Origin of the sequence: Devosia sp. LjRoot3, from assembly GCF_964252865.1 — a bacterium.
GTDB lineage: Bacteria > Pseudomonadota > Alphaproteobacteria > Rhizobiales > Devosiaceae > Devosia.
Genome location: NZ_CAXUPK020000005.1, coordinates 420,939 through 434,811 on the forward strand (window position 1 = coordinate 420,939; position 13,873 = coordinate 434,811).

10 protein-coding genes are annotated in these 13,873 nt (G+C 57.9%); 1 reads left to right on the forward strand and 9 read right to left on the reverse strand.

Annotated elements, in window-relative coordinates; genetic code table 11:
* Nucleotides 1-105: 105 nt before the first annotated feature.
* The 4 genes from ACSQ2A_RS19425 to ACSQ2A_RS19440 form a co-directional block, all read right to left on the reverse strand.
* Complete coding sequence (locus ACSQ2A_RS19425; RefSeq protein ID WP_436073544.1) at nucleotides 106-1,866, reverse strand: dipeptide ABC transporter ATP-binding protein; 1,761 nt, start codon at nucleotides 1,864-1,866, stop codon at nucleotides 106-108.
* Entirely contained in the window at nucleotides 1,853-2,995 is a 1,143-nt protein-coding gene (locus ACSQ2A_RS19430) for an ABC transporter permease (RefSeq protein ID WP_436073599.1), read from the reverse strand. The genes ACSQ2A_RS19425 and ACSQ2A_RS19430 overlap by 14 nt, the downstream gene beginning before the upstream one ends.
* 4 nt (nucleotides 2,996-2,999) lie before the next feature.
* Nucleotides 3,000-3,986 carry an ABC transporter permease gene (locus ACSQ2A_RS19435; protein ID WP_436073545.1) on the reverse strand — a complete coding sequence of 329 codons (987 nt, stop codon included), beginning with the start codon at nucleotides 3,984-3,986 and terminating at the stop codon, nucleotides 3,000-3,002.
* 115 nt (nucleotides 3,987-4,101) lie between these two features.
* Entirely contained in the window at nucleotides 4,102-6,006 is a 1,905-nt protein-coding gene (locus tag ACSQ2A_RS19440) for an ABC transporter substrate-binding protein (RefSeq protein WP_436073600.1), read from the reverse strand.
* Nucleotides 6,007-6,190: 184 nt separating this feature from the next.
* On the opposite strand from ACSQ2A_RS19440, the gene ACSQ2A_RS19445 reads away from it, so the two are divergent.
* The gene (locus ACSQ2A_RS19445; protein ID WP_436073546.1) at nucleotides 6,191-8,602 is read left to right on the forward strand and encodes a family 78 glycoside hydrolase catalytic domain; all 2,412 of its coding nucleotides are present in this window, start codon (nucleotides 6,191-6,193) and stop codon (nucleotides 8,600-8,602) included.
* 60 nt (nucleotides 8,603-8,662) lie between these two features.
* On the opposite strand, the gene ACSQ2A_RS19450 is transcribed toward ACSQ2A_RS19445, so the two are convergent.
* The 5 genes from ACSQ2A_RS19450 to ACSQ2A_RS19470 form a co-directional block, all read right to left on the reverse strand.
* The gene (locus tag ACSQ2A_RS19450; protein ID WP_436073547.1) at nucleotides 8,663-9,577 is read right to left on the reverse strand and encodes a LysR family transcriptional regulator; all 915 of its coding nucleotides are present in this window, start codon (nucleotides 9,575-9,577) and stop codon (nucleotides 8,663-8,665) included.
* An 82-nt stretch (nucleotides 9,578-9,659) separates the two neighbouring features.
* Nucleotides 9,660-10,679, reverse strand: coding sequence for a hypothetical protein (locus tag ACSQ2A_RS19455; RefSeq protein ID WP_436073548.1), 1,020 nt, complete (start codon nucleotides 10,677-10,679; stop codon nucleotides 9,660-9,662).
* Nucleotides 10,672-11,115, reverse strand: a complete 444-nt coding sequence (locus ACSQ2A_RS19460) for a GlcG/HbpS family heme-binding protein (RefSeq protein WP_436073549.1) — start codon at nucleotides 11,113-11,115, stop codon at nucleotides 10,672-10,674. Before ACSQ2A_RS19460 ends, ACSQ2A_RS19455 begins: the two co-directional genes overlap by 8 nt.
* Nucleotides 11,115-12,803: a glycoside hydrolase family 3 protein gene (locus ACSQ2A_RS19465; protein ID WP_436073550.1), complete on the reverse strand. Its 1,689-nt coding sequence runs from the start codon at nucleotides 12,801-12,803 to the stop codon at nucleotides 11,115-11,117. The genes ACSQ2A_RS19460 and ACSQ2A_RS19465 overlap by 1 nt, the downstream gene beginning before the upstream one ends.
* Nucleotides 12,800-13,870, reverse strand: a complete 1,071-nt coding sequence (locus tag ACSQ2A_RS19470; protein WP_436073551.1) for an ABC transporter ATP-binding protein — start codon at nucleotides 13,868-13,870, stop codon at nucleotides 12,800-12,802. Before ACSQ2A_RS19470 ends, ACSQ2A_RS19465 begins: the two co-directional genes overlap by 4 nt.
* Nucleotides 13,871-13,873 lie beyond the last annotated feature (3 nt).

The following is a 13,873-nucleotide window of genomic DNA, read 5'->3' on the forward strand; positions in this document are numbered from 1 at the left end:
CTCAACAGAAAGATCGCACTGCTTGGGCGATGCAGCGCTGCCTCCGTCTCCAAGCTGTGTGGCAAACACTGTCATAACGCAAGCGCATGTGTCGGTCCGCATCTGTCATTGCCCCTTATAGCGGATGCGCACAGTTGAGCCGCGACGGTGCGGGTCGGCAACAGGAACTGCCGAGAGCAAGGCCCGGGTGTAGTCGTGCTGCGGTGAAGTGCAAACCTCCTCGGTGTCGCCGGACTCGACCACTTGGCCGCGGTACATGACAGCGATGCGGTCGCAGAAATAGCGAATGACGGCAATGTCATGACTGATGAGGATGAAGCTAAGATCAAGCTTTTCCTGAAGATCGAGCAGCAGATCGAGTATCTGTGTTCGTAGGCTCACATCGAGTGCACTCGTCGCCTCATCAGCAATGATCACTCGGGGATTTGGCGCGATAGCGCGCGCGATTGATATTCGCTGACGTTGGCCGCCAGAGAAAGCATGCGGATAGCGCGTTGCCGCATAGGCCGGCAGACCAACCAGGTCGAGCAGTTCGCTGACCCGGTCGGACAACGCCTTGCCCGAGAGTGCGCCACTGGTCACGAGCGGCTCAGCTATGATCTGGCCCACCGTCATACGTGGATTGAGTGACGCGAATGGGTCCTGGAACACGGTCCGGATGTCACGCCATGGCTGCTTCAACGCACCATCATTCATGGGCGCCAGATCGGCGACACTTCCATGGCGGTCGGTGTATAGAATCTGCCCAGCGGAAATGGAGTGCACGCGCTGCAGGCAGCGGCCCAGGGTCGTCTTTCCAGATCCGCTTTCGCCGACGATACCCAGGTTTTCGCCGGAGTGAAGCGTCAGATCGACGTCGTTTACGGCTACCAGGGTTTCCTTGTTCCTGCCCAGGAAACCGCTGACGAGCGGAAACTCCTTGCGAACCTTCTGTGAGACCAGGATCGGTGCCCCGATCTGCGTCTTCGAGCGCATCTGCAGGCGGCGCTCTGAAGGCTTGTCGAGCTCCTTGACCGCTGCCAACAGGCGTTGCGTGTATTCGTGCTGCGGCCTGTCGAAGATGTCGAAGACGTCACCGCGTTCCACCACCTTGCCAAACCGCATCACTGCGATTTCGTCGGCGATCTCGCTCACAACACCCATGTCGTGAGTGATAAAAAGCACCGCTGTATCATTCTCCGCCTGAAGTTTCCTGATCAGCGCCAAAATTTCCGCCTGGATCGTCACATCAAGCGCCGTCGTTGGCTCGTCGCAGATGAGAACCGTGGGATCGCAGGCGAGAGCCATTGCGATCATCGATCGCTGGCGCATGCCACCTGAAAATTCAAACGGGTAGCGGTCGATAGCGATTTCTGGTTTGGGGATCTCCACCTTGCGCAGAAGCTCGACGGTTCGCTCCCTGGCCTCCTTCTTAGAGACCTGCTCGTGGACCCTGATCGTCTCGCCAATCTGGTCACCAATTTTGTGCACCGGCGACAGGGAGCTCATCGGCTCCTGAAAGATCATTGCAATGTCGCGTCCACGAATAGTGCGCAAGGCCTTCGCCGTTGGATTGAGGCGAGTGAGATCGATTGCACCCTCTACCATCCGCCCATCGGAGTCCCGGTGCCGGTGCAGAATTATCTGACCGCCAGCAATGCGACCGGGTCGATCTACGATCTGCAGGATAGACCGCGCCATTACGCTTTTGCCTGAACCGCTCTCGCCGACAACGCAAAGCGTCTTTCCACGATGCAGTTCAAGGGTGACATCGTCGACCGCATTGAATGGCCCTTTGGATGTCTCAAACACTGTCCGGAGATTCTTGATCTCCATCACTAGGTCCGACGGATTTGAAGTATGTGGGGCCATTTTAGCGTCCGTCATTGGCGTAGGGGTCGGCGGCGTCGCGCAAGCCGTCACCCAGGAAATTAAGGGCAAGAACAGCAACGCAGACGGCGCCACCGGGAATGAATAGCCAAGGCGCCTGAGCAATCGAGCGGATATTCTGCGCTTCCTTGAGCAGCACACCCCACGAGATTGTCGGCGGCATGAGGCCAAGCCCGAGGAAGCTGAGAGCCGTCTCAGCGATGATCATCGCTGGGATCGCCAGGGTCACGGATGCAATGACGTGGCTCACCATGCTTGGCATCATGTGCCTGAAGATCACTCGCCCTTGGCTTCCGCCATCGAGCCTTGCGGCCACAACAAAATCTTCCGTTCGTAGAGCCAGAAAACGTCCGCGGACAACGCGCGCCAATTCAGTCCAGCCGATAAGGGACAGGATGACGGTTATGGCGAAATATCGCGCCATGGGTGGCCAGTCCTGAGGTAGCGCCGCGCTCATGCCGAGCCAGATCGGAATAGTCGGCAAGGACAAGATCAACTCGACCAGGCGTTGAACGATCATATCGACGGTGCCGCCGTAGTAGCCCGAAAGACCACCGAGGATAAGGCCGATGACAAGGCTCATGGTGACACCCACCAAGCCGATCGACATCGAAATACGTGTTCCTTCGATCGTTCGGCTCAGAACATCTCGGCCAAGCCGATCCGACCCGAACAGGTAGAACCTGTCCGAAGGATCGGCCGTTGTCAGAAGGTGGCGGTCCGAGGAGACGAGACCCCACATTTTATAGCTGGCGCCCTGCCCGAGGAACGACAGGTAGATTTTTCGACCATCGGGATCAGGGGCGTAGGTGCTTTTGAGGCTGAGCGGATCGCGCTGCAGTTTCAGTGCCTCTACGTGCGGTCGGATTGCCCAATTTCCGTCGGCATCCCAGTCGATGAGATGGATGGCCTGCGGCGGATGGTAGACGTCACGCGACGAGGTGCTGTTCGGATCAAACGGTGCAAGAAATTCAGCGAAAGCCCCGATCAGATAAAATGCCAATACGATAAATACGCTAACGAGGGCGAGCTTGTGCCGGCGGAAGGCCCGCCAGGTCAGCGAGAACTGTGACGCCTGAGCGTCCTGTGTCATGCCAACAGCACGTGGATCTGCAGTGGTCGTCATGAAATCACCTGTACCGGATGCGGGGGTCGACGAGGGCAAGGAGGATGTCAGAAACCAGCATCCCAATGATTGCGAAGCAGCTCAGCAGCAGGATGAATGCTCCTGCGAGGTACATGTCTTGAGCCAGCAAAGCCTGCAACAGCAATGGTCCGGAGGTCGGCAATCCCAGAACGAAGGACGTGATGACGGCGCCCGAGATCAGCTGCGGAAATGCCCAGCCGATAGTTGAAACAAAGGGATTCAGGGCGAGCCGCACAGGGTATTTGAGGATGAGCTGAAACTCGGACAGCCCCTTGGCACGAGCCGTTGCCACATAGGGTTTGTGTAGTTCGTCGAGCAGATTGGCGCGCATGATGCGGGTCAGCCCAGCGACGGTGCTGGTGCCCAGGATCACAATCGGTATCCACATGTGACCGAGGAGATTGACGAACTTTGCCCAGGACCATGGCGCATCCCGGTATTCCGGCGAGAAGAGGCCAGAGACATCGGATCCGAAATGCACGACAGCGACGTACATCAGGACGAGCGCGATGAGGAAATTTGGCACCGCAAGGCCAATAAAACCGATGATGGAAGCGAGGTAGTCGCCCACAGAGTACTTACGGACCGCCGAGTAAATGCCGAGCGGCAGAGCGACGCTCCAGGCAAAAACCAGGGTCGAAATCTCAAGGAAGAACGATAGGCCAAGCCGCTCCCAGATCAGGGTGGCCACAGGCTGTTGCCACTCAAATGAGACACCGAAGTCTCCCTGCAGCACACCGCCGATCCACTTGAAGTATTGGACGAAGAACGGCTGATCGAGGCCAAAGCGCTCACGCAGCGCGTTCAATCTGGCGGTATCAACGATATCACCCGACTGTGCCAGAGACTGCGCATAGGTCGTCGCATAGTCGCCAGGCGGCAGCGTTATGAGCGCGAAGGCAACCAGAGAGGCTGCAAACATGAATGGTATCGACCATATGATGCGGCGGAAAATGTAGTTGAGAAGCATGACTCACCGGGTTGGCTTGGGATGCCCGCGCAGGGCGGGAGGACAAGTGCTCTGCGCGGGCTTCTGCCGGCCGCCGCTAGGGAGGAGCGACCGACGTTCTTTGTCCGGCTTCCTGCTACTTGTAGAACCAGGTCTGCAGCAGCGTCGGCCCAGGCGTGGGATAGAAGAAGCTGCTCGGCATGGTTTCAGGGACGTTCACCAGGTTCCTCTTGACGATGCCGTAGGTAGTCATCGCCTTGGCAACACCAATCGTCTCGAACGCGTCCGCGGCTAGCTGGTTGATCTGGCGCCGGAGCTCGATCTTGGTGTCCATGTCGACAACGCTGCGTGCCTCATCCCAGAGACGCAGGCGTTCAGCGACACTTTCGTTCGGTTCTTCGCCTTCCTTGCCGCCAGAGGTGTACCATTTGGCCCAGTCAACAGCCCACAGAGGCCCAATGCCCGCAGGGACAACGTCCGGTATGCCGATCATCTTGGCGCCTAGGGCATCCCACACAGCCGCATCGTGCTGATTGCCGTATGTCGCACGCTCGAAGAAGAAGCTGCGTTCAAGCGTATTGATGTCGACATCGATGCCGAGCGCATCCCACTGACGGGTGATGATCTCGAGCTGGTCCACGTGGTCCGGCGTGAGCGTCGGGATCACGTCGATCAGGAATTTCACTGGCTTACCACTAGGCAGACGACGGATGCCATCGTCACCGCGCTCAAGCCCGATACCGTCGAGCAGAGCATTCGCCTGATCCTGATCGTACTCCAGATACTGGGTTGAGAGCTGCTCGTGATAATAGGGATAGCCTTCGAAGTCGCCGATCTGCCACGGTTCTCCCAAACCGAGGAGCGCGGTGTCAAAAACCTCCTGGCGGTCGATGCCGATCGAGAGCGCAACACGGAAATCCTTGGTGTTGAACAGCTCCCGCATTTCCGGATCGGGATGCGTGAGGTTGAAGTTGATCACCATCTGCGTGCCGCCGCCCGGGTCCGCGGCAAACATGCGATAGCCGCCCTTCTCCTGGTTCTCGAACAGCACTGGGCGGTTGGCCGGGCCGTCGATGTGACGAAGAGCAAAGTCGATATTGCCGCCAATGACCGCCAGGATCAGGCTCTCTACATCCTGAGAAACCTCGGCAGAGAGTTTATCAAGGTAGGGGAGCTGATTGCCCTCGGTATCGACCTGCCAGAAATAGGGATTTCGTCCGAGAACAACCTGGGTTGCGCCACCGGTATAGGGTGAGGTTACAACCCACGGGTCCATGGTTGGGCGGTCGACATTTCCCCAGCGAGCCGGAGTTTCGATGTCGCCGCACTTCTGTAGGAACAACGTTTGCCAATCACCCGTGCCATTCGCAGCGACGAGGTCCGCGACATTGTCGTTGTAGGCTGGCAAAAACTGCGAACAGTAGTGCTTGGCATACATTACAGGATGTTGACCCTGCGGCGTAGCTAGTTCGGCGAGGAAGTCGCCATAGGGGGCGGTGAAGGTAAAACGCACGGTCGCATCATCGATCTTTTCGACGGCGATCGGCTTGCCGCCAATCATGTAGCGCGGCGGTGTCGGCGCGAACTCGGTGTTGAGCACCAGATCATTGATGTTGAACAGCACGTCATCGGCCGTAAAGGGCGATCCATCCGACCACTTCAGACCCTTGCGGAGATGGAAGGTGAAAACCTTACCCTCGTCCTCAATCTCCCAGCGCTCGGCGAGGTTTGGAACCACTTCTGTGAATGTCGGATTCCAGCGCACCAGGCCCTGCGCACCAAGCAGGCGCAGAATGTGATTGTGGTCGGAACTGCCGCGAAGACCGAAGCGCAGCACACCGCCATAAGTGCCGGTCTCCGTCAGCGGGTAAACCACTTCAGGATTGTCGGGCAGGCGATCTTCCAATGCGGGAAGCGAACCGGCGGCGACAAGGTCAGCCAGAGCGGGCGCTTCGTGATATTCTTGCGCGATGACACAAAGTGTCGACGTGGCAAGCAACAACGCGCCACCAAAGGTGGCACTCAATCTTTTATCCATCATTCCTCCCTGGCCCCACTGCCCGCTCAGACCGAGCGACCTCCGCTTAGAGCCTCGTTGCACTAGGTCCGTGCTCTCCCAAGCAACGGCCACCTCCTCGCTTGGCTCGTTCGAGCAGATCGAGGGGATCATCAGCATCTTTCTTGCGATGTGATAATAAGGTATTGCTCGCAGCAATTGAGGGGTGATGTCAATCCATGAAATGAAATGGCTGGCTTCGCCGGAGGAACGCCGTCTCGAGCGTCCACCTGGAGCAGGTCAGACGCTGACTATTGGAAGGGGAAAGTCTTTGCCAGCCACTAATATGAAAGCTGCCACGCCTATGTGGCTTGCGAAAATGATTGGGCCTGAGAACGATGCTGGTGAGGGCGGCCCGGCCTATCGGCTCGTTCGCAATTTTACTGTGACCGAGATAATGGGATCAGAGCTGCTGCGTGTATCGGCCTTGGGGATGTACCGAGCATTTCTCAATGGAAACCGCGTAGGCCATGATGTCCTGACGCCCGGTTGGACCACCTACGATGCCCGCATCTCTTACCAAAGCTACTCAGTGGCCGAACTGCTGCAAGTTGGTGAGAACACCCTCGAGATATGGATCGCAGACGGCTGGTACCGGGCGCCCTTGATGTGGATCGAAGAACGTCGCGTGAATGTTTGGGGCACAAAAATCGGTGCAATCGCAGAGGTCCGTCGCGGTGCAGACCTCGAGGATATGCTCCTTGCGACCGACGAGAGCTGGTCGAGCGGGGAGACAGCGATCCGGAAATCACAGCTCTACTTTGGCGAAATCTATGATGCCACGCACCGGGGCACAGCATCGGCCGGCGTCGTTGCGCTGGATTTTAATACCCAGCTGCTCCTGCCCCACGAGTGTGCTCCGGTCCAGGAATTACCGCCGTTGTCGGTGGCAGAGAAATGGCAGGACGATGAAGGTCGCTGGATCTACGATTTCGGTCAGAATACAGCTGGATATGTTCGCCTTTCCGCCTCGTCCGAAGGATCGTCCGAAATCCTGGTGGAGCATGCGGAAACCCTCGACGAGCTCGGGCAATTCTACAATGAAAACTATAGGACTGCAGAAGCAATCCTAGCGCTGAATCTTGATGGCAATGGCGTCCTTGACTACAGCCCCAGCTTCACGTTCCAGGGCTTCAGATACGCCCGAGTATCGGTGAAAGGAAATGCTTCCGTTACGCGTCTGGAATCAATTCCAATTTCGTCGCTTCCCGTTGCCACGGCAGCTTTCTCCTGTAGCAACCCACTCGTAAATCGACTTGTCGAGAATGCCATCTGGTCCCAGCGATCGAATTTTCTCGACGTTCCAATCGATTGCCCGCAGCGCGACGAGAGGCTGGGCTACAGCGGTGACGCGCAGGTCTTCGCCGCCACGAGCTGTTACCTCGCAGATAGCCATGACATCCTCGTCAAGTTCCTCCGGGACTTAATGGTCGATCAGGCTCCCGATGGTGCCATTTCTCACACCTCGCCTCATGTCGTTCGCGTGAAACCTGGCAAGAGGTTGCAACGGGGATCGACTGGTTGGGGCGACGCGATCACCATTATTCCATGGCGACTCTATCTCCACTATGGCGACACCGACATTCTGGCCGAAACGCTGCCTGCCATGGAGAGGTGGATCGACTTCGTCTGGTCGCTGGTGAAAAACGGAATTGTGCGTCCACCGGCAATCCCCGGTACGCGGGGATATTGCCTCGGCGATTGGCTGCAGCCCAAATCAATCGGAATGAAGGCTTTGCCCACCATCGGCGATGACGCTGCGGCTACGCTCTATCTTTTCATCAGCTTGAGCATCGCAGAGCAGACCGCCAAATTGGTCGGCAGCCCCGCTCAGGTGAAGCGGTTCGCCGACATGCGTGAAGAGGTGCATGCCGCCTTCGCCAACGAGTTCGTCACACCATCCGGACGTCTGGTGTACGACGATCAAACTTCCTACGCGTTGGCGCTATTACACGACCTCGTGCCGGCCGACAAAATACCTGGCGCCGTCAAATTCTTCCGAAATGCCGTTGAACGCACCGGAGGTAGGCTTGGCACCGGGTTCATTGGCACCCCTGCCCTATTGCCGGCACTTTCGAAGGTGGGCGCAGGTGATTTGGCGGCACAACTCCTCCTTCAGGAAGAACTTCCTGGATGGCTGTATCAAGTCAAAATGGGAGCCACTACCATCTGGGAAAGGTGGGACAGTATTCAGCCGGATGGTCGGCCATTCGATCCTGAAATGAACTCGCTGAACCACTACGCATTCGGTGCAGTGTGTGAGTGGTTTTTCGAGTCGCTAGGGGGTTTTCGACCCGATCCAGAGGCGCCGGGATTCGAGAACATAGTCTTCTCCCCCACGATCGTGCCCAGCCTCTCTCCGGTGTCGGCGCACTACGATTCTGTTCGTGGGCGTATTTCTGCGTCATGGGAACTCGAAGGCGAGAGGGTGACGTACCGCGTGGTGGTCCCTGAAGGGTCTTCGGGCACACTTCGGCTCCCACCCGCCTACGAGAACGTCTTGCTAAACGGCAAAGCCATTCCGCAGAATGCCAAGCTTCCCGCGGGCGCTCATACGATCACATTCGCCGTATCAGCCTGATCTTGGCGTCTTGGCTAGGTTCAATGCCGAAAGCATTGCGACGGTGCATTGCCGTGACGGTTACGTCATCGAGTAGTCTGGGGCGACCTGGGTTGCAATCTCAACAAAGCGTCGAGCCAAAGTGCCTAGCGCGCGACCTTTTAGGATTTGCAACCCAAACGTCCTCTCGGCGATTTGAGCCTTGAGCGGGATCGCAATAAGCGCCCCGCTCAGGAGTTCGGAGCGTACGATCTGGTCGGACAGGATTGTCACTCCACCCGACCGGCGAACGACTTCCTTGAGCACTCCGAATGGGGCAGCTTCAATCACATTGGTTGGAAACGGTAAGCCATGTGTCGTGAACAGTGCCTCGATCTGCAAGCGAAATGCCCCGCCCTTTGGGGGCAAAACACAAACTTGGGTAGCCAGATCCTCTAGCGTTAGCATCTTGCGGCCAGCGTATTCATGACCTGGTCGCACAACCGCGACCGCTCGAGCTTTAAAAAGTGGGATGCCTTCAATCTCCGAAGGATTGGTGGTCAGGCCCAAATTGCTGATAGCCACGTCCAATTCGTGACGCAGCAAGCGGCCGATTAGCTCCTCGTCGACCCCCTCAATGACGCGGATGTTGACCTGCGGGAACTCCTGGCACAGCTGAGCGATGACGTCGGGGATGATGCTTGCAGTCCCAAGAGGCGTACCCCCAACAGTGAAAGGACCGGCGACACCATGATCGAAGAGCCGCATTTCGTCGCGCGCTGCCTGCAGCACCATTTCCACGCTCTCGGCGTGTCGAATGAGTTGCTGCCCCGCATTGGTCAATTGCGCGCCATGACGCCCACGCTCCAAGAGCTTGGCGCTGACCACATCCTCTAGTCGTGAGATAGCAATGGATAGCGCGGGCTGTGAGATGTTCAGCGTTTCCGCCGCTTTCACAAACGAACCGGCCCGGCTGATGGCTAGCAAATACCGCAGCTGCTGTGGATTGAGATCCATTATCCCTAGTGGGTTCGACACGCTTTTCCATTAGCTAGCATTATGTATGGGGGAAGTCGTGCGAAACCGGATTCGGTCTGGCTCAACCGTTTGAGCGCTCGGCCATGGTCAGGCTGGCAGGGTAAAATAGCGATTCCACTGTGCGGTCAGCACCAATAAGGCCGTCGGCACAGGCATACCGTAGCATGGCCTCTAGTCCCGCCCGGTTCTGAGCCAGACCGTAGCTCCATGGATTCTCGCCCATGACTTCGATCGTGCGACGCGCTTCATCTGCTACCCAAGGCAGGCTGACGCGAAGGTAATTGCCTTTCAGAAGCTCGCTCTGCGCCAGGTTCTTTGCCGCCGTAAAGGCATCAAAAAGCCCAGCAACGATGTCGTCGTCGGCTTGTGCCTTCTTGATACCCAAGACATGCATCACCGGAAATATGCCGGTCTTCGCAAAGTACTGGCGCTCTTCTTCAGCGCAGTTCCCGAACAGCGATTTTATGGGCGCATCCGCTCCTCGTGCACCGACTGGCGGCGCAGGGGAGATGATTGCGTCGATCTCGCCCGCGAGCAGCATGGCGTTGAGCGTCTTGTCGTCGCCGGCCGGCTCTAGATGGCGCGGAACGCCAGCGGGAAGCGTGGTACGTTCCAGATTGCCTGGCGCATCGACGCCGCCGACGATCCATGAGACGCTGGCGAGATCGAGCCCGTAATGTTCCGCCAGAATTCCCCTGGCCCATATGGTCGCCGTTTGTTGGAAACCAGCGATGCCAATGCGACGACCATTGAGATTGGCCGGCGCCAGGATCGAACGGTCGCTGCGTACAAAGATGCTGCCGTGCCTAAATGCGCGAGATAGGTAGATTGGTATTGCCCAATAGGCGGCGGTGCCCATGTCCGTCTGGAGCAGATGAGTTCCGAGGGACATTTCGGCAACATCGAGTTGGTGACCAACCTGCCCCGACCTGAACAGCGCTTGCGGCTCATCGATCGTGAGCTTCATGTCGATGCCGGGAATGGTCACGCGTCCGTCGATGATCGCACGCGTTCTGTCTGTTGAAGTGATCCCTACGCTAAGGACGCGCTTCGCCTCCGAGGCGGCGTTGCCCTCAAGCATGGTATTGCAGACCCGCTGCGGCGAGACCGGCTATCGCCGCTTCTTCGTCACGCTCGCCAATGTCGCCGCTGACACCAACGGCCCCGATAACGGTTTCATCGTCATCGACGATCAGAATTCCCGCAAGACCTGGGACCAGCTTGCCCTCTGCCGCGACCGTCAACGCCGAAAGGAAGGCCGGTTGCCCCCCAAGTCGTTCAGCGATGGTCCGCGACGGCAGCCCCATTCCCAATGCGCCCCAGGCCTTACCCAGGGCAATATCCAGCCTTAGCAATCCGGCCCCATCTTGTCTTTTGGCGACAACAATCTGGCCGCCAGAATCAAGAACGCAGATAGCCAGCGGCTGCAGGGCCCTTTCTTCGCCGTAGGCCAGAGCCGCCGAGACAATGGTGTCTGCCTGCTGCAAGGTGATCGAACTGGCAAGGCGGCTAACCATCAGGAGCGCGCCTCTTCCAAGCCGCAGAAGACATCAACCGGGCTAGTGCCGGTGAAAGGAATTTGGCCAGTCAGGGCTTTCACCAACGCCTGCTGCACAGGGGTAACGGCCGCATAAGCGTTCACGAAGGTTCTGCATTCGGGCATGTGGTAGAGGAGATATGGCGTGCCCAGGGAAACGAAGACCGTTGGCATGTAGGCCCACAAGCGCTCCATCGACAGTGGGAAGTTCCCATGCAGGCGTTCCCACTGCGGCCCAAGGTTCTCTTTCGCAGAGACCCCTTCTTCACCGACGAGGTAAAGGCCAATGTCGTGGGCAGAAGCATCTATGGCCTGACCACGCTTATGATAGGCAACCTCGAAACCTGCGGCCTCTAACATCTCTCCGACCTGCAGTTGAGGCAGAGGACCCGAGGGACTATGGCGCTCTTCGAATTGCGCAATCAGGATACGACGATGACGCGCTGGATCAAGCGGGAGGAGATTTTGTGTGTCTTTAACCAGGGTTATCGTCCGCTCAGAAACTGCGCGTGACCAATCCGCGTGCTCAGCACTGCCCAAGAGGTGAGGACGCTGGTCTTCGGCCGGCAGGGCGCCTCCCGTCAGATGTAGTCCCAGCGATGCCTTGAGCGCCAGAATGCGCAAAACTGCATCGTCGAGCCGGCCTTCCGATAGTCTACCGTCATTCAAACCATCGCGCAGGTAGCCGAAGTCTTCTGCCAGATCATTTGGAAACAAGAGAATGTCGCAACCATTCTCAATGCACGCCGGCACGATGTCGCGACGGTGCCCACAGGCCTCAAAACCGACCATACCGGTTGCGTCGGAGACAATGACTCCATTGAAGCCATACTCACCCCGCAGCAAACCAAGATTGAGGTCGGCATTCAACGTCGCCGGCATCTGGACTTGACTGCGAGCCTTCCCCCCGAGTGATTGACCGTATGCCTTCAGAGTTATGTGACCGGACATGACCACCTGCACGCCATTGGCAATGGCGTCGGCATATACAGCACCGAAAGACTGGCGCCACGCATCAAGCGAAAGCGTATTGTGGGTCGTGGCGAAATGCTGATCGCGGTCGTCCAATCCGTCACCCGGCCAGTGCTTGATGGACCGGGCAAACCCGTTTTCTCCTGCGCCCTTGTGATAGGCACGCGCCAATTCGGCCACCATGTCGGGATCTTCGCCAAAGGCCCGGGTGTTGACGACATTGGATCTGAAATTCAGACAGAGATCGGCAACAGGGGTCCACGTGACGTTGAACCCGAGGTAACCACCTTCGCGAGCTGCGATGGTGCCCATGCGTTCAGCGTCCACTGGGTCTTTGGTCGCTGCGACGGCCATCTGGTTTGGAAAGGGAGTACCTGCCTTGACGCTGCTCTTTTCCGAGAACTCGATATCGCAGCTCATCAGCAGCGGGATCGAACTCCTGCGTTGGGCATATTCGCCGCTTACACGCAGATCCTGCTCTTCGCGAGCAGGCATCCGGTGGATGCCACCGACATGATAGGCCAGGGCCGCGTCGATCGCTGCAGGAGAAAGATCCCGACAAAGCGGCAGGATGATCTGGCCGAGCTTCTGGTCCGTGGTCAGAGACGCAAAAGTCGACATTACCCAATTGAGCGCCGGCACATCGAGGTTAAACGGTGCAGCGATCAGCTGGTCTTGCTTCACCGAGCCCTTCACAGTCGAACTCCGCTCTGCTTGTCGAAGACGTGAATGTTCTCTGACTGAGCGCTCAACCAGACCTGATCGCCAGCCTTTTGGCCAAACGAGGCATCGAGCTTGGCACAAAGCACCTGATCACCCAGTTTGATCCAAACCAGCTTCTCAGGGCCCATTGGTTCGATCACGTCGATAACGCCGTTGATACCGCCATTGTCAGCGACATCGACGCGCAGATGCTCGGGCCTGATGCCAACAGTCAGTGCCTGATCGTGGGTGGCTTTGGCGTCTGCGTCTACTGGAAACGACTTACCGTCAATCTCGACTGACAGCCCGCCTGCTTCGGCGCGTGCCATCGCTGGCATGAGGTTCATGGCGGGTGAACCGACAAAACGGGCCACGAAGGTGTTAGCCGGCTTACGATAGATTTCGTCGGGCGTTCCGAGTTGCTGGATCACGCGATCCTTCATCACCGCGATGCGGTCTGCCAGGGTCATGGCTTCGATCTGGTCGTGCGTCACATAGATCATCGTCGCGGAAAGCCGTTGATGCAGGCGCTTGATCTCGACGCGGAGGTCGGCGCGCAGCTGAGCGTCGAGGTTGGACAAGGGCTCGTCGAACAGGAACACCTTCGCCTCCCGCACAACGGCGCGACCGATAGCAACTCGCTGACGCTGTCCCCCGGAAAGCTCGGCCGGTCGCCGGTCGAGAAGAGCTTCAATTTGCAGCATGCGAGCCACCTCGCCCACACGCCTCTCAATCTCTGTCTTCGCAACCTTGGCGACCTTGAGACCGAAGGACAGGTTGTCCCGGACAGTCATTCGCGGATAGAGCGCATAGGACTGGAACACCATTGCGATGCCGCGATCTTTGGGCTCAACGCGGGTTACATCGTGACCACCAATTTCGATGGTCCCTGACGAGACCTCCTGAAGTCCGGCAATCGCGTTGAGCAAGGTCGACTTGCCGCAACCCGATGGCCCCAGGAGGACGATGAACTCGGACTTAGCAATATCGAGATCAAGGCGTTGTAATACCTCGTGCTGGCCATAATGGACGCTGACGCCGCGAATTTGTACCTGTGACATGGA